Genomic DNA, 16630 nt, shown 5'->3' with positions numbered 1-16630 from the left:
CGTTGCCTAGGAGCGGCACACCCTGGTTCGGCTCACCGGGGCTGGTCGGCCACCGCGCGCAACGACCCCAGCAACGCCAGCGCGTCGGCACTCGCGCTGTTCGGCTCCGCGATACCCACCAGCAGGTACTGGCCGGACGCGTCGCGCACGTCGAACGTCTGGTAGTCCAGCACGATCCGGCCGACGGCGGGGTGGTGGAACGTCTTGCGCGTCCCCGCGAGCCCCCTCACACCGTGGTTTCGCCACAGAACGGCGAATTCCTCGCTTGTGGCCAGCAGTTCGTCCACGAGCTCGCCGACCTCCTCGCGGTCGTAGCCACTCGCGAGCCGCAACGCATCGACGGCGCTGGCCACGATGTCTTCCCACTCCACGAAAAGCTCGCGCGCCGCCGGTTCGTGGAACAGCGTGCGCACCATGTTCGCCGGCTTGCCGACGGGGGACAGGAGCGCGTCGGCGAGCGCGTTGGTCGCCAGCAGGTCGAGGCGCCGATTGGTGACATACGCGACCGCGTTGGGGAAGGTGTCCATGAGTCGCAGGAGCTCGGGGGAGACGTCGTCGCGAGCGTGCTCCGGCACCCGCGGCACGAGGCCGGCGAGGCGGTAGGTGTGCCAGAGGCCATCGGCGTTCAGCCGCAGCGCCCGCCCGATCGCGTCCAGCACCGGCCCGGACGGGTTGCGCTCGCGCCCCTGCTCCAGGCGCGCGTAGTAGTCCGCGCTGACGCCCGCCAGCACCGCGACCTCTTCGCGCCGCAGCCCGCTCACCCGCCTCGGACGGTGACTGGTCACGCCCGCGTCCTCAGGCGCCAGCCGGGCCCGCTGCGCGCGCAGGAACTCTCCCAGCTCGTTGCCGCTCACGTCACCACGCTACCGGGCGTCCCGGCTTCCCGAAGGTTACTGAGCACGCCGACTCACCGCAGGCAGATCAGGCGGTCGGACCCCGTGGACCACCCCGTGGCGAACGAGAATCCGTCGCCACCCGCAAGCAGCCGGCGCCGTTGCCGAAAATCGGCGACACCGAGGGCATTGCCGATTTCCGGCCCGCGATCGGGGCCGGATCCGGACCTCAGGAGGCCGGCTCCAGGTGCTGCCTCAGCACGTCGGCTTCCGCGCGCAGCCGCGCCGCGGCCTCGGTCCGGCCGAGAGTCTCGTACTCGTCCGCGGCAGTCGTGCGCTCCAGCACCTCGTTCTCGACGATCGCGCGGACGTCCGCCTCCGTCAGCTCACGCCGCTGGGCCTCCGAGGCCCCGACGCCCAGCGCCGCGCCCACAACGTGTTCCGTCCCGGTCGCCGTGGACAGCTGATCGACCGGCACGGCCTCGGCGTTGTCGATCGCCGCCAAAGCCGAGCGCAGGGCGGTGGTGGCGACGCGGTCGCGGTTCTTGAGTGCCGTCTTCAGGCCGGCACGAAGGCTGGCGCGCATAGTGCGGATTCCATCCGGGAGTCGGGACGAACGAACCCGACGCTAGCAGCCGATCACCATCTCGAGCGCGCCATTTCCGCGTCTTCACCCCACGCGGACGCCCGAAAACGGGAACGTCCCGCCTCCCGAAATCGTCACCGATCCGGTGAACACGTCGCCATCGACCGTGCCCACCACGCCGATGTCGAACCGCGCCGGATCGGTCACCACGGCGGTGAACTCCAGCCGACGACCGTCGATGCGGCCCGACACGAGGGGGACCGTCACGCCCAGCTGAGTGTCCACGATGGACCCGGTCACGCCGTCGTCCCGGGTTTCGAGGTTCAGCACCAGCTCCTTGCTCCCCGCAGGGTGCGTGAAGGTGATGTGCCACGTCCCGTCGACGCCGGTTTCGCCGCTGAACGGCAACGCGCCGGCCACGACCGGTCCCGCGACGACCGCCGGCATCACGCGTTCACCGAGTTGCGGCTGCCCCGGCTTCACCTCGACGCCCGCCGAGTTCAGGAACCCCGCCATCATCCGGTAATAGCCGACGAGGAACAGCAGCTCTAGGACCGTGGCTTCGTCGAGTGTCGACGCGAGAGCCGCCCACGTTTCGTCCGAGACGAACGCGTCGGCACACAGCTCGTCGGCCGCCCGGAGTACTGCGTCGTCTCCGGGCGACCACACCGCGGCCGGATCCGACAGCGCGTTGATCTCCTCCGCCGTCGCGCCGGCGCCGAGCGCGGCGGGCACGTGGTTGGCCCACTCGTACGGCGCCTCACACCGCAGCGCGACCCGCAAGATCGCCAGTTCCCGGACCCGCGGGTGCAGCTTGCCTTGCGACAGCAGGTGTTCGCCGAGTGCCGACGAAGCCATCATCAACGACGGGTTCCGCGCGAGCACCCGGATCACCTCATCAGCACCGAGTTTCGCGAGCTTCTGCTCCTCCGGCGCCATTTCCTCCCACGGAAGCGGCGCGATCCGGGGCTGGGTCGCATGAGGCATGACAGGTTCCTCCCAAAGTCGCTGGTGCCGCTCGATCTCGTCGAGCGCTTTCCGCGCATCGTCGGCGCTGAGCATCGGGTGCGAGTAGAGGTCGATCAGGGCGCGCGCGAGCAGCACGTCGCCCTCGGGGCTGAACACGTCCACGCCCATCGCGCGCGACACGTGCCCGTGCAGCACCGTGATCGACAGCGCCATCGCGGTACTCACCGCCGCCCGCACCTCGGGCGCGACGCTCGGCGCGTCCGGCCGCGTCCGATCGACGTCGGCGAGCCACCGCGCCCCCAGCCGCACCATCTCGTCGAACAACGGCGCGGCGCCACCGTCCACCAACGCCCGCGCGAGGTACGCCTGATACGGCCCGACGGCGATCCGCGCGGCCGCCACGTGGTTGCCGCCCGTGCCCGCGAGCGCCTGGTCGTTGAGGCGGTGGATCAGCTTCACCAGGTGCGCGTCGCACGCCTCGCGCAACGCCTGCTTGGACCCGAAGTGGTGCCGCACCAGACCCGACGAGACTCCCGCGGCCTCCGCGATGCCACGGATCGTCGCGCCCTCGAACCCTTGCTCGCCGAACAGCCGCATCGCCGCGTCCCGAATCCGGGCGCGTGCCGTCAGGTCGTCGGGTTCGGCCACGACATCCTCCTCGCTACACAATCGTGCAGCTGACTATACGCTTGTGCAGTCGGAAAGCGAGACCCAACTGCAAGACCGCGCACATGGCTGAGACAACACCAGGCCGCCCGGGCCGTCCCGCGCGCTGGTCGCGTGCCGTCATCGCCGAGACGGCCGGCCGACTCGTCACGACCGCTGCAGGACACCGTCACCTGCTTCAACACGGCCACCGACGCCGCCCGCGACGACGACTTCCGCCGCGGCGAAACGTGACCTACTTGACCTGGGGTTGGATCGCGCGGACCGACGCGCCGCGACCCTCTTGATCTGGGGTCCGGCCGCAGGGACCGACGTGGTGTGACCTTCTTGACCTTGGGGCTGGGTCGCGGAGACCGACGTGCTGTGACCATCTTGAACCGGGTCTGCGTCCGGGTCGCGAGGTCCGACGTGCCGTAGCCCCGTCAGGCTGTCGGCCGCCCCGCGCCGGCGTAGTCGTCGCCGGGCTTGCGGTACGGGTGCACCTGCACGGCCTGGCCCGTCTGCGGGGCGTCGATCATCTGCTGGTTGCCGATGTAGAGGCCGACGTGGTGGATCTTCGTGGTGGGTTCACCGTAGAAGATCAGGTCGCCCAGCTGGGGTTCACTCACGTGGGGGACGCTGTGGAACTGCGTGTCCGCCGTGCGCATGAGCTTCACGCCCGCGCTGCCATACGCGGCCGTCGTGAGGCCGGAGCAGTCGAAGCCCGGGTCGGGGTCGCCGCTGCCGTTGCCGCCCCAGACGTAGGGGAGGCCGATCTGGTCGATCGCGAAGTCGACCGCGCTCAGCACGGCGGGGTTCGGCGCCTGGCTGCTCTGTCCGACGGTGCCGTAGACGTTCACCGTCGCCAGGATCCGGTGCAGCGAAACGGGCGCGCCCTGCAGTGACGAAACGGCGTTCCACCAGTCCGTCGCCAAATCGCGGCCACCTGCGCACAGCGCGCGGCCCGCGGTGAGGGCCGCGTCGTCGATGTTCTGTGGATCGGGCTTGCCACCCGACGCGCTGCGCTGCCACTTCGCCCACACCGCCGGTGCCAGCTGCATCGGCCCGGACGTGTTGGCCGTCGACACGACGCGGCCGTAGAAGTCGCGCACCTCGACGGTGCCCAGCGGCTTGGTCATCGCGCCGTCGGTGCCGACGTGGTCGCCCTGCGCGCGCCCGTGGTCGCTCGCGACCTTGCCGATGGCCGCGAGCGTCACCCACGACAGGTGGCACGCGGGTTGTTCCTTGGTGAGCGTGACGGTCGCCTGCGCATACCCCGTCATCGCCCGAAGCGGGATGTCCAGCCACTGGCTCGTCTTCGACGCCCACGCGTCGAACTCGCTGGGCTGCGGCACGTTCGGCTGCGTCGTCGGCACCGCCGCACTCGACGCGGCCGCCGACGGCATCGGCGCTTGCACCGACGACGAGGCCCCCGCGGCCGTCGTCGCCGGCTGCCCCGACCCCGGCGCGAACTGCACGGCCACCACCAACGCCGCGACAGCCACGACAACCGCCGCGACCACCACAACCGCCCGCCCCCGCCGCCGCGACTTCCGCTTCCCGACCTGGGCCTTCTCCCCATCGCCACTCAGCGGCGACAGCTGCTCCGTCATCGCCGCGGAGAACGGCGGCAACGGCTCGACCAGCCCCGAAAACCCACGCCCGACCTGGCCGTCGCCACTGATCGGCGACGCTCCTAAGCCCGCCCTCTCGCCTTCGAACCGCGACCCGCCAGCACTCCCGGCGCCATCCATCGGCGACGGCTCAGCGGCCTCTCCGCTGTCGCCGTCCAGCGGCGACGCCGCGGTCGTCTCGTCGCCATCCATCGGCGAAGCCTCACCGTTTTCCTGCGCGTCGCCGTCGAGGGGCGAAACCTCGGCGGCCTGATTTTCGCCATCCAACGGCGACGGTCCAGGGCTCGCCGGGCCCTCGCCGCTAATCGGCGACAGCTCCCCGGCGGCTGAGCCATCGCCCCTGGCCGGCGACGGTTCTTTGGACGCTGAACCATCGCCGTCGAACGGTGACGGCTCGTCGACCGCTGAGCCAATGTCTCTGGCCGACGACGGTTCGTTGGCGACTGAACCCTCGCCGCTGACCGGCGGCGGCTCGGTCGCGTGGTCGTCGCCCCTGGCTGGCAACTCGGCGCCGCCCGGGTTGTCGCCGCCGACCGGCGAAGGCCCGCTGACCTGGCCCTCGCCACTGATCGGCGACACCGCCTTCTCGTCGTCGCCACCCAGCGGCGACGGCCGCGAACCCTCCGGCGGCCGCGCCATCACCGGCCCCCGGCGAGTCTCGAAAGCACGAACTCCCGCAGCCCGTCGAGGTCGGTGTCGACCGCGACCTCGATCGGCCGGCCCGTCGGGTTGACCGGCACCGCGCGGCGGTCGACGAGCGTCATGCCGCGCGCGGGCCCCGCGGTCACGTCGATGTCCACCGGGTAGGTCTCCGTCTGGAGAATCCCGGGGCTGATCGCCTCCGCGACGGCCACGGCGTCGTGCATCACGATGCCGTCGTAGCCCAGGACCTGCCGGTAGTGGGCGAGGTAGTCCGGCGTCAGCCCTTCCAGCGTCCGGCCCAGCGGCCCCGACGCGGCGAGCTTCGCCAGCCACGCGCTGTCCACGGCGCAGCGGTGCGTGAGGTCGAGGGGGACCATCACGCACGGCACGTCGTCCTCGGCGATCACGCGGCGCGCGGCCTCAGGGTCGGCCCAGACGTTGAACTCGGCGACGGCCGTGCTGTTGCCGCGCGCGACGCCGCCGCCCATCAGCACGATGCGCGAGATCTTCGACTTGATGCCCGGGTGCGCGGCGAGCAGCGCGGCGATGTTCGTGAGCGGCCCGATCGGCGCGATCGTCACCGGTTCGTCGGACGCTTCCAGCAGAGAGACCATGAGTCCCACGGCGTCCAGCGACTCCAACGGCCGCGTCGCCTCCGGCAGCGAGCCGGCGTGACCGGAGAGGCCGTCGTTGCCGTGGACGTGGCTCGAACCGCGCTTGCCCAGGTGCACCAACGGCCGCGAAGCCCCGGCGGCGACCGGCACGTCGGGGCGGTCGCAGAGCTGGAGCAGGCGCCGGGCGTTGGCGGTGGTGCTGGTCAGCGGCACGTTGCCGAAGACCGTGGTCACCCCCAGCAGCTCGACGTCGGCGGAAACCGCCGCCAGCGCGATCGCGAAAGCGTCGTCGACACCGGGGTCGGTGTCGATGATCAGCTTGCTCCCCATCCGTGCTCCCCTTGCCTGTGGCGGGCGTCCCCACACAGGTTACGGTCAACGGCATGACGTCGATGTGGGGTGCGCCCGCGTTGTCCCGCGTGCGTGCTTGGCGGCGGGCCCGGCGCGACCCGCACCAGGCGAAGTTCCTGACGCGTGACTCGTTGCGTTGGGTTTTGCGCAATCGGGCGTACACGCCGTGGTACCTCGTGCGGTACTTCCGCCTGCTCAAGTTCCGGCTCGCGAATCCGCACATCATCCTGCGCGGCATGGTGTTCCTCGGGAAGGACGTGGAGATCCACTGCCGCCCCGGCTACGGCCGGCTCGAGATCGGCCGCTGGGTCCACATCGGTGACGGAAACGCGATCCGCTGCCACGAGGGGTCCCTTCGCATCGGCGACAAGTCCGTGTTCGGGCGGCAGAACGTGATCAACTGCTACCTCGACATCGAGCTCGGCGCCGCCACCCTCGTCGCCGACTGGGTCTACATTTGCGACTTCGACCACGTGACGGCCGACATCCACGTGCCCATCAAGGACCAGGGCATCGTGAAGTCACCGGTGCGCATCGGTCCGGACACGTGGCTCGGCACGAAGGTCAGTGTCCTCAAGGGAACGCGCGTCGGCCGCGGCTGCGTGCTCGGTGCCCACGCCGTGGTGCGCGGCGACATCCCGGAGTACTCCATTGCGGTGGGCTCGCCCGCGCGTGTGGTGCGCAACCGGAGGGACGACTACGCCGCCGACGCCGCCCGCCGCGAAGCCGTCGCCGACATGGCGCGCAAGGCGAACAAGGCCCTGCAGAAGACGCTCGGCGAGGGCTGAAGGTTTCGCCGCTGAGTGGCGACAACTCAGCCGTCGCCACTCAGCGGCGACGGCCTGGTTGTCGCCGCTGAACGGCAACGACGGGACAACGGCTTTCGCCGCTGAACGGCAACCCGTAGCCATCCAGCGGCGAATCCCGTCACTCCTCGAACGACATCTCCGGCGGCGGCTGGCGGAACCCCCGCGTCAGCGCGACCAGGTAGACGATCCCGATCCCCAGCCACACGAGGCCGAAGGTCAGGGCGAGCCCGTCGAGGTTCACCAGCAGCCAAAGATCGACCAGCGCACCGATCACCGGAGCGACCAGCCACGTCAGCACGTTGCGCGAAGCCGTGTGCCGCGTGCGGATCCAGGTCGCGATCACGCTCACGTTGACCATCGTGAAGGCCGTGAACGCGCCGAAGTTGATGAACGACGTCGACGTCGTCACGTCCAGTGCCAGCGCGATCAGCCCGACCACGCCGGTCAGCACGATCGCGAACGCCGGCGTGTTCAGCTTCGGCTGCAACCGGCCGAAGACCCGCGGCAGCACGCCGTCGCGGCCCATCGCGAACATCAGCCGCGACGCGCTGGCCTGCGCGGCGATGCCCGACGCGAACTGCGCCACCACCAGCCCCGCCAGGAAGACCGCGCCGAACAGCGAGCCGCCGATGTGACGCGCGATCTCGAAGGCGGCCGACGACTCGTCGTCGAACAGAAAACCCGGGTGCACGAGCTGGGTGACGTACGCGAGGACGATGAACACGCCGCCACCGATGAGGGCCGTCAGCAGGATCGCGCGGGGGATCGTCCGCTTCGGCTCCACGGCTTCCTCGGTCAACGTCGTCACGGCGTCGAAGCCCAGGAACGAGTACGTCGCCAGTGCGGCACCGCCCGAGATCGTGCCGAACGTGCTGCCCGGGTGGAAGAACGGGTCACCGCTCGCCACCGAGTGGCCATCGGCGAGCACCTGCTTGAGTGAAAGCACCACGAAGAACACGATCACCAGCACCTGGAAGGCCATGAGGACGAAGTTGGCCTTCTCGGCGATCTTGATGCCCAGCACGTTGAGCAACGTCGTCAGCACGATGAACGCGATCAGCCACAGCCAGCTCGGCACGTCCGGGAACTGCGCCGACAGGTACGCGCCGCCGATCAGCCAGATCACCATCGGCAGGAAGAAGTAGTCGAGCAGCACCGCCCAGCCGACGAGGAAGCCGAGCCGGGAGTCGATGGCCTTGCGCACGTACGTGTACGCGGAGCCGGCGACGGGGTGCGTCGCGGCCATCTTGCCGTAGCTCGCGGCGGTGAAGAGCATCGCGACCAGCGCTACGACGTAGGCCGACGGCACCGTGCCCTGGGTCGTCGTCGCCACGACGCCGAACGTGCCCAGCACGATCAGCGGCGCCATGTACGCGAGTCCGAAAAGGACGACGCCGGGCAGCCCGAGCCGTCGTTCGAGCGTGGCTCCGGGGGTCACCTTCGTGGTGCTCATCGGGCTCCTTCTCCTCGCGGACGCCACCGGTCCGGCTCGATGCGGCCCCCGTACAGGGGGAGTTCCAGCGGTTGGTCACCCGGCGTGAACTGATCCCACATCCGGTTGACGCCGGCGGTCCCTTCGCGACGGACGCGGGCGACCTCGTCCAGGTCGACCGTGCTCGCGAGCACGCCGGGCGTGGCGCCCGGCAGCTCGCCGAGCACGGTGCCCTCCGGGCCGACCAGGATGCTGTCTCCTACCCCGACGGGCCCGGCCGTATTCACACTCGCCACGAAAACCTGGTTGGTGATCGCGTTGGCGCGCGCGAGCACGAGCTCCTGCGCGCGGTCGGGCGTGGTGGTCTGCACCGGGTTGAGCACGAGCTCGGCGCCCAGCCACGCAAGGTGGCGGGTGACCTCGGGGAACCAGGCGTCGTAGCAGATCGAGAAGCCGATTCGCCCCTCATCGGCGAGATCGGCGACCACGAAACGGTCACCCGGGTCATAAGGCTCATACGGCCGCCACGGGAACACCTTGCGGTAGCTGCCGGCCAGCTCGCCTTCGGGCGAGAAGACCAGGGCGGTGTTGAACAGCTCGCCGTGCTCCCCGCGTTCGCAGACGCTGCCCGGCGAAAGCCAGACGCCGAGGTCGCCGGCCAGCTGGGCCAGGTCACGAGTTCGCGGGCCGTCGAGGGGCTGCGCGGCGGCGTTGAGCTGCTCGGTGCGTTCGTCAGCGGTCCCTTCGACCCCGCAGAGATGCAGCTCGGGAAAGGCGACGAGGCGCGTTCCGGGGTGCTCGGCCAGCACGGTCCTGACCTGGTCCGCGAACGCCGCGACGGAGTCGGTGTACGGCCGCGGTGGCAACTGCGCCAGCGCGATCGGCAGGGAGCGGGGCATGCGCCGAAAAATAGTCCATCTTGCTCACTTAAACAATAGTGTTCACTTTGAGATGTTTTATTGGGTAAGGTCTCCGCATGGCTGCCGACCTGGGTTCGCCGGCGCTGACGGGCATCCGGCGCCTGTCCGCGCTCGACACCGTGCGGGCGCGCATCGCCCTCGCGATCGAGCTGGGCCTGCTGGGCCCGGGGGAGCGGTTGCCGCCCAACGGCGAGATCGCACGTGCACTGGGCGTCGGCGACATCACCGTGCGCCGGGCGCTCGTGTCGCTGTGCGAAGACGGCGTGCTGGTGCGCCGGCGCGGCCGCAACGGTGGCACGCACGTCGCCCCCGACGCGCCGGCGGGCCGGGTCGGCGCGGTGAACGCCTACCGCGAGTCGTCGGACGAGGTCCACGACCTGATCGACCACCGGCTGGTGATCGAGTCGGGGCTGGTCCAGCTCGTCGCCATTCGGCGAACCGACGAGGACGTCGAACGGCTGCGTGACCTCGTCCGCCGCATGGACGACGCGGCCGGGTGGGCCGAGTTCCACGAGCTCGACGCCGAGTTCCACCTCGCCGTGGCCGCCTCGGGCGCGCCGGCGGCGGCGGTGAAGCAGTATGAGCTCGTGCTGCGCGAGCTGTACCGCTTCTACCTGCCGTACCGGATGTCGGCGCTGCGGGCGTCCAACCGGGAGCACGAGGTGATCGTCCGCGCCATCGCCACGCGCAACCCCGACGAGGCGGCGATCATGACCCGCGCCCACGTCGGCGATCTGCACCGGACGATGTTCGTCGGACTGTCGGACGTGTCGGGTTCCTGACCCGCGAAAGTCCACTACGGACTGATCTCGGCTCATCGGTGACGCACATCAGCCGATCGGCTGATCCGGATCATCACGCGCGGACCCGATGATCATCAGCATGCCGAAGTTCCGTTTACTCGTCCCGGTTGTCGCGGCCGTCGCGATGGTCCCCCTCGTGCCGGCGCTCGCGTCCGCGCAAGGGCTGGACTGGAAACCCTGCGTGTCCATCGCGAAGGGCTGGGACGTCGACGACCAGCGCACCGAGTGCGCGATGGTCACCGTGCCGCTCGACTACGCCGACCCCGCCGGCCGCACGATCGACATCGCCGTCAGCCGAATCCGCGCGACGGGCACGCGCGCGGGCGCGATCGTGTTCAACCCCGGCGGCCCCGGCCAGTCCGGGATGAAGATGCCGCTCACCATGGCGGAGAGCAAGGCGTCGGGCCTGCTGGAGCACCACGACCTCATCGGCTTCGACCCGCGCGGCGTCGACTACAGCGCGAGCCTCCAGTGCGACGAGGACGACGCCCAGCCCGACCCGTCGTTGTCCGAAAAGGACCAGGCGCGCTTCCTCGCCGACCACAAGGCCGCGGCCAACGCGGCGTGTTTCGCCAAGGACCCCGCCCTCGTGAAGTCGTTCACCACGCCCAACATCGCCCGCGACGTCGACCGCATCCGCGAAGCGCTGGGCGAGCAGAAGATCGGCTACTACGGCGTCTCCTGGGGCACGGCCCTCGGCGCCGAGTACCGCACGCTCTTCGACAGCCACGTCGACAAGATGCTGCTCGACTCCGTCATGCCGCCGCAGCTGAGCGTCACGACGATGGACGACGACCAGGCCGCCGCGGGCGAGAACACGTTCCGCGAGTTCGCGGCGTGGGTCGCGCGCTACGACTCCGTCTACCACTTCGGCGGCATCGAACCCCAGGTCGAGAAGGCTTTGCTCGACCTGCGTGCCGAGCTCGCCGCCCATCCGCGCACCGGCCCCGACGGTTCGCCGCTCAACGGCGAAACCGTCAACCAGTTCTTCGCCTACCCGCGCCGCCAGTGGGTCGAGGCCGCCGGCCAGCTCGCCGCCATCCGTGACGGCGGTGCTCCGGCGGGGCAGCCCGCTACCGCGCCGAAAACCGGCTTCGGCTGGGACACCGAACGGACCGGTGGCAACTTCTTCCAGCAGAACGCCCTGCTCTGCAACGAATCACCCAGCCCACGAGACTTCGACACGGTCTGGCAGCACCGCGTCGACCGCATCAAGGCCAACCCGGTCGCGGGCTCGTTCGGCATCTACGAGCAGATGTGCGTCGGCTGGCCCGTGCCCGCGACGCAGTGGCAGTTCAGCGCCGGCAAGAGCCCGCTGCAGCTCGTCGGCCACGCTTTCGAGCCGGTCACGCCGATCGGCTGGGCTCTCGCCATGCAGCGGCAAATCGGCGGCTCCCTCATGACCGTCGAGGACGACGCCCACGGTTCGCTCTCGAGCCTGCCCTGCGCCGCCGCGGCCGTGACGTTCTTCGACACCGGCCAGACGACCACGCAGTCCTGCCCGGGCGAGCCGATCTTGGCACCCAAGGCGTAGCCGCCGAACGGCGAAACCCACGTGACGCCGCGGATACCCTCACCTCGTGAGCGAGATCCTGCGGCGTCACGTGGCCGCGTTCAACAACCGCGACCTCAGCGCCCTGCTCGCGGGTTTCACCGACGACGCCGTCTGGATCACGGGCACGACCGTCGCCCGTGGCCGCGCCGAGCTGGCCGACCTCTTCGAGAGCGCCATGACCCGGCTCCTGCCGACGCTGACCGTCGACGAGATCCTGATCGACGGCGACCGCGTGGCCGCCCAGCTGACGGAGCGGCTCACCCACGCCGGCGACGAGCACACGTTCCCGATCGCCGGCTTCTACCACCTTCGCAACGGCCGCATCGCCTCCGCCAAGATCTATCGCGAAGGCAGCGCGGAACTGGCCTGAACCCGTTGCCGTTCAGCGGCGAATGCTGCTGACCAGCGGAAACGTCAGAGCAAGAAGTGGAACAGCGGGCTCCCAGGCTCCACCTGCTCGACCTGCAGCGGACTCGCCTCCAGCCGCTTGAGCAGGCCGGGCAGCTCGGCCGGCCGCGGGATCTCGATGCCGATCAGCGCCGGCCCGAGCTCGCGGTTGTTGCGCTTCACGTACTCGAAGCGCGTGACGTCGTCCTCCGGTCCGAGGATCTCGTCGAGGAACCGCCGCAGCGCGCCCGGCTCCTGGGGGAAGCTGACGAGGAAGTAGTGCTTCAGCCCTTCGTGCATCAGCGAGCGTTCGAGGATTTCGCTGTAGCGGCTGACGTCGTTGTTGCCGCCCGAAACGATGCAGACCACCGTCTGCTCGGGTTCGACCAGCACCGTCGTCCCGAGCGCGGCCGAGGCCAAGGCGCCCGCGGGCTCGGCGATCACGCCGTCGGCCTGGTACATCGCCAGCATCTCCGTGCACACGGCGCCCTCGGGCACGGATGTGAGCTCGGCGCCGCTGTCGCGCACGAGCGGGTAGGTCACGCCGCCGGCCTCACGGACCGCGGCGCCGTCCACGAACGAGTCCACCGCGTCGATCCGCACCGGCTCGCCGGCCTCCAGGGCGGCGGCCATGCACATCGCGCCGGCCGGCTCGACGCCCACGACGCGGATCTCCGGGTGCCGCTTGCGCACCCACGTCGCGATGCCGGCCAGCAGGCCACCGCCGCCGACGGGCACCACGAGCACGTCCGGGACAAAACCGAGCTGATCCACGACCTCCAGCGCCACGGTGCCCTGGCCGGCGACGGTGCGCGGGTCGTCGAACGCAGGCACGAGCGTCGCGCCCGTGCGCTGGGCGTCGTCGTTGGCGGCGGCGAACGCGTCCTCGTACGTCTCGCCGACGACGATCACCTCGATGTGCGCGCCGCCCAGCGTCGCGATGCGCTCGCGCTTCTGCCGAGGCGTGGTGCCCGGCACGTACACGCGGCCATTCGCTCCCAACCGGCGACACGCGTACGCCACGCCCTGCGCGTGGTTGCCGGCGCTCGCGCACACGACGCCGCGCGAGCGGGTGGCTTCGTCGAGCTGCACGATGAAGTTGTAGGCGCCGCGGATCTTGTACGAGCGGACCGTCTGCTGGTCCTCCCGCTTGAGCCACACCCGCGCGTCCACGCGGGACGACAGCCGGGCGTTCGGCTCGAGCGGCGTCCGGGTGACCACACCCGTGAGCCGCTCGGCGGCCTGTTCCACCATCTGGGCACTGACGGTATCGATCCGTTGCACGATCGTTGAATCTACTTCCCGCTCATCGCGACGCCCGAGGCGGTGCGGGCGGCAGCTTGCGGTCAGCCGTCACCGAGTGTCGGGGGTACGGCCTGATTTGCGCAGTCGTGAACGTTTCGGACGAGCCCGGTCGCGGCCTTTCATCGGCCACATCGCGGTGTGGCGGCCGCCCGCCGCCAACACCTACCTCCGCCTCTGCAGCTCAAGAACTCTTCGGGACCGCCGGGTACGGGACGAACGTGCTCGTGTTCTCGTCGACCGTCAGCGGCTTGCCGATCGCGGGGAACGCGCGCTGCGAGCACGCCGGGCGTTCACAGACTTTGCACCCCATCCCGATCGGCGTCGCCGCGGCGGGCTCGTCCAGGTCGAGGCCGGTGGAGTACACGAGCCGGCCCGCGTGGCGCAGTTCGCAGCCGAGGCCGACGGTGAACGTCTTGCCCGGGCTGCCGAAGCCGCCGATGTTGCGCGAGACCGTGCGCGCGACCCAGAAGTAGCGTTTGCCGTCGGGCAGGGCCGCGATCTGTGTCAGGATCTTGCCCGGCGAAGCGAACGCCTCGTAGATGTTCCACAACGGACAGGCGCCACCGACGCGCGAGAAGTGGAACCCCGCGGCCGACTGGCGTTTCGACATGTTCCCCGCCCGGTCCACGCGCACGAACGAGAACGGGATGCCCCGCTGCTTCGGCCGCTGAAGCGTCGACAGCCGGTGGCACACCGTCTCGAAGCCGACGCCGAAGTGGTCGCACAGCCGCTCGATGTCGTAGCGGAACTTCTCCGCCGTGGCCAGAAACGGGCCATACGGCAGGATCAGCGCGCCGGCGAAGTAGTTCGCCAGGCCCACGCGTGCCAACGTCCGCGCGGCCGGCCCCGAGAACGCCCACGAGTCGGCCAGCTCGGTGATCAGGTCGTCGTACTCCAGCAACGCGATCTGCGAAGCCATCCGGAACGCCTGTTGCCCCACGCGCAAGCTCGGCGCGAGCCGCAACACGCGCGTCGCCGGCTCGTAGCGGTGCTGCTGACCTGCGGCTTCGTTGAGCCCTTCGCTCGTCACCTCCACGCCGTAGCGCTGCCAGAGGCGATCCTTCAGCGACGTCAGCGCCGAGCCTCGGCGCAACGGGATCTCCGCGGCCATGCGTTCGGCGCGCTCGTCGAGCTCAGCGACGTAGTTCTCCCGCTCGTAGAAGAAGTCGCGCACCTCTTCGTGCGGCAACGGCGCGGCGGCGCTGCCGTGCAGGCCGAGGCCGTTTTCCGTGGTCAACGCGACCGTGCTCTCCACTGCGTTGCGGTAACTGCGATGCAGCTTCACCAGCGCCTGGGCGATCGAGGGCAGGTTGGACGCCAGCTCGTTGAGCTCGCTACTGGTCACCTCGACGCCGACGACCTCGTCGAGCAGCGCCTCCTTCACGTCCGCGACCAGGCGAGACGTGTCGTTGTTGGCGAAGAACTCCGTGTCGACGCCGAACGCCTGCGTGATCCGCAGCAGCACCGGCACCGTCAACGGCCGTGAGTTGTGCTCGATCTGATTCAGGTAGCTGGGTGAGATCTCGAGCACACGAGCGAGGTCGGCCTGGCTCATCGAACGGCTCTCACGGAGATGCCGTAGCCGCGCCCCGGCGAAAGTTTTGTCCATCGCTCCTCCGATCGGCCGGAAGGTTTCCGGCCCTGAACGATTACGTGAACGATCAAGGCCGTGGATTTTCACCCAGCTTGCCAACCGATGATTCGCAAGCTTTGCAAGATGCTACGCATCCTTCACACAAATTGGCAAATTGGAGCTATGGACCGCCTTTTCGTGCTCGTGTCAGGGTCGTAACCAGGCAAGGCGAGCAATCGCAAACTTCGCAACACGGGAGAGTCCGATGACCGAGCAGGCCAAGCAGCTCGACCAGGCGGCGGCCGAGCTGGCCGAGCAGTGGAAGACCGACCCCCGCTGGGCGGGCGTCCAGCGGACCTATTCCGCCGCCGACGTGGTGAAGCTTCGCGGTTCGGTCGTCGAGGAGCACACGCTCGCCCGTCGTGGCGCGGAGCGGCTGTGGGAGCTCCTGCACACCGAGGACTACGTCCACTCGCTGGGCGCGCTGACCGGCAACCAGGCCGTGCAGCAGGTCCGCGCGGGTCTCAAGGCGATCTACCTGTCCGGCTGGCAGGTCGCGGCCGACGCCAACCTGGCCGGCCAGACCTACCCGGACCAGAGCCTCTACCCGGCCAACTCGGTCCCGGCCGTCGTCCGCCGCATCAACAACGCGCTGGGCCGCGCCGACCAGATCAACTGGGCCGAAGGCAACACCGACATCGACTGGTTCGCGCCGATCGTCGCCGACGCCGAGGCCGGCTTCGGTGGCCCGCTGAACGCGTTCGAGCTGATGAAGGGCATGATCGCCGCCGGTGCCGCGGGCGTGCACTGGGAGGACCAGCTCGCGTCCGAGAAGAAGTGCGGCCACCTCGGCGGCAAGGTGCTGATCCCGACCAAGCAGCACGAGCGCACGCTCAACGCCGCCCGCCTCGCCGCGGACGTGCTGAACGTGCCGACCCTCGTCGTCGCCCGCACCGACGCGCAGGCCGCGACGCTGCTGACCAGCGACGTCGACGAGCGTGACCAGAAGTACCTGACCGGCGGTCGCACGGCCGAGGGTTTCTACGAGGTCAACAACGGCATCGAGCCCTGCATCGACCGCGGCCTGGCTTACGCGCAGTACGCCGACCTGCTGTGGATGGAAACGTCCACTCCGGACCTCGAGATCGCCCGCAAGTACGCCGAGGCGATCAAGGCCGAGTACCCGGACCAGATGCTGGCCTACAACTGCTCGCCGTCGTTCAACTGGAAGAAGCACCTCGACGACGACACCATCGCGCGGTTCCAGCGCGAGCTCGGCGCCATGGGCTACAAGTTCCAGTTCATCACCCTCGCCGGCTTCCACGCGCTGAACTACTCGATGTTCGACCTGGCCCACGGCTACGCCCGTGAGGGCATGACCGCCTACGTCGGCCTGCAGGAGCGCGAGTTCGCCTCCGAGGCGCGCGGCTACACCGCGACCAAGCACCAGCGCGAGGTCGGCACCGGGTTCTTCGACCTGGTGTCCACGGCCCTGAACCCGGAGAGCTCGACCACCGCGCTCAAGGGCTCGACCGAAGAAGACCAGTTCCACTGACGTTCTCCGCGGGCCGG

General features: G+C 69.8%; 14 protein-coding genes. 5 read left to right on the top strand and 9 right to left on the bottom strand.

Annotated features, from left to right (window positions below; translation table 11 throughout):
• Positions 1–32: 32 nt before the first annotated feature.
• The 5 genes from ACFY1H_RS21165 to ACFY1H_RS21145 form a co-directional block, all read right to left on the bottom strand.
• Positions 33–854, bottom strand: a complete 822-nt coding sequence (locus ACFY1H_RS21165) for a helix-turn-helix domain-containing protein (RefSeq protein WP_386948639.1) — start codon at positions 852–854, stop codon at positions 33–35.
• A gap of 208 nt (positions 855–1062) precedes the next feature.
• A complete protein-coding gene (locus ACFY1H_RS21160; RefSeq protein ID WP_386948636.1) occupies positions 1063–1419 on the bottom strand; it encodes a GatB/YqeY domain-containing protein in 357 nt (118 codons plus the stop codon).
• 84 nt (positions 1420–1503) lie between these two features.
• Entirely contained in the window at positions 1504–3036 is a 1533-nt protein-coding gene (locus ACFY1H_RS21155) for a TetR family transcriptional regulator (RefSeq protein WP_386948633.1), read from the bottom strand.
• A gap of 440 nt (positions 3037–3476) precedes the next feature.
• Positions 3477–4646 (bottom strand): NlpC/P60 family protein, encoded by a 1170-nt coding sequence (locus ACFY1H_RS21150; RefSeq protein WP_386949376.1) that lies wholly within the window; start codon positions 4644–4646, stop codon positions 3477–3479.
• A 659-nt stretch (positions 4647–5305) separates the two neighbouring features.
• The gene (locus ACFY1H_RS21145) at positions 5306–6253 is read right to left on the bottom strand and encodes a nucleoside hydrolase (RefSeq protein ID WP_386948630.1); all 948 of its coding nucleotides are present in this window, start codon (positions 6251–6253) and stop codon (positions 5306–5308) included.
• Positions 6254–6306: 53 nt separating this feature from the next.
• Here ACFY1H_RS21145 and ACFY1H_RS21140 point away from each other — a divergent pair, with 53 nt between their 5' ends.
• The gene (locus tag ACFY1H_RS21140) at positions 6307–7062 is read left to right on the top strand and encodes an acyltransferase (RefSeq protein WP_386948628.1); all 756 of its coding nucleotides are present in this window, start codon (positions 6307–6309) and stop codon (positions 7060–7062) included.
• Between the two features lie 139 nt (positions 7063–7201).
• Here the strand turns inward: ACFY1H_RS21140 and ACFY1H_RS21135 are convergent, their stop codons facing one another.
• On the bottom strand, positions 7202–8536 hold the full coding sequence (locus ACFY1H_RS21135) for an APC family permease (protein ID WP_386948625.1): 1335 nt from the start codon (positions 8534–8536) through the stop codon (positions 7202–7204).
• The gene (locus ACFY1H_RS21130; RefSeq protein WP_386948622.1) at positions 8533–9414 is read right to left on the bottom strand and encodes a carbon-nitrogen hydrolase family protein; all 882 of its coding nucleotides are present in this window, start codon (positions 9412–9414) and stop codon (positions 8533–8535) included. Before ACFY1H_RS21130 ends, ACFY1H_RS21135 begins: the two co-directional genes overlap by 4 nt.
• A gap of 77 nt (positions 9415–9491) precedes the next feature.
• Between ACFY1H_RS21130 and ACFY1H_RS21125 the strand changes: the two genes are divergently transcribed.
• The 3 genes from ACFY1H_RS21125 to ACFY1H_RS21115 all read left to right on the top strand — a co-directional run bounded on the left by ACFY1H_RS21125 (position 9492) and on the right by ACFY1H_RS21115 (position 12163).
• A complete protein-coding gene (locus ACFY1H_RS21125; protein WP_366579242.1) occupies positions 9492–10217 on the top strand; it encodes an FCD domain-containing protein in 726 nt (241 codons plus the stop codon).
• Between the two features lie 100 nt (positions 10218–10317).
• The gene (locus ACFY1H_RS21120) at positions 10318–11772 is read left to right on the top strand and encodes an alpha/beta fold hydrolase (RefSeq protein WP_386948619.1); all 1455 of its coding nucleotides are present in this window, start codon (positions 10318–10320) and stop codon (positions 11770–11772) included.
• 46 nt (positions 11773–11818) lie between these two features.
• Positions 11819–12163, top strand: coding sequence for a nuclear transport factor 2 family protein (locus tag ACFY1H_RS21115; RefSeq protein WP_386948617.1), 345 nt, complete (start codon positions 11819–11821; stop codon positions 12161–12163).
• 44 nt (positions 12164–12207) lie between these two features.
• Here the strand turns inward: ACFY1H_RS21115 and ilvA are convergent, their stop codons facing one another.
• Positions 12208–13464, bottom strand: coding sequence for a threonine ammonia-lyase IlvA (gene ilvA / locus ACFY1H_RS21110; protein WP_386948614.1), 1257 nt, complete (start codon positions 13462–13464; stop codon positions 12208–12210).
• A 202-nt stretch (positions 13465–13666) separates the two neighbouring features.
• Positions 13667–15094, bottom strand: coding sequence for a short-chain fatty acyl-CoA regulator family protein (locus ACFY1H_RS21105; protein ID WP_366579249.1), 1428 nt, complete (start codon positions 15092–15094; stop codon positions 13667–13669).
• A 229-nt stretch (positions 15095–15323) separates the two neighbouring features.
• Between ACFY1H_RS21105 and aceA the strand changes: the two genes are divergently transcribed.
• Positions 15324–16613 (top strand): isocitrate lyase, encoded by a 1290-nt coding sequence (aceA, locus tag ACFY1H_RS21100; RefSeq protein WP_366579250.1) that lies wholly within the window; start codon positions 15324–15326, stop codon positions 16611–16613.
• Positions 16614–16630 lie beyond the last annotated feature (17 nt).

Source organism: Amycolatopsis sp. NPDC001319 (assembly GCF_042896185.1).
Taxonomy (GTDB): Bacteria; Actinomycetota; Actinomycetes; order Mycobacteriales; family Pseudonocardiaceae; genus Amycolatopsis.
The sequence above is the reverse complement of the archived record's forward strand: the minus strand, read 5'-3'. Positions and strand labels throughout refer to the sequence as shown.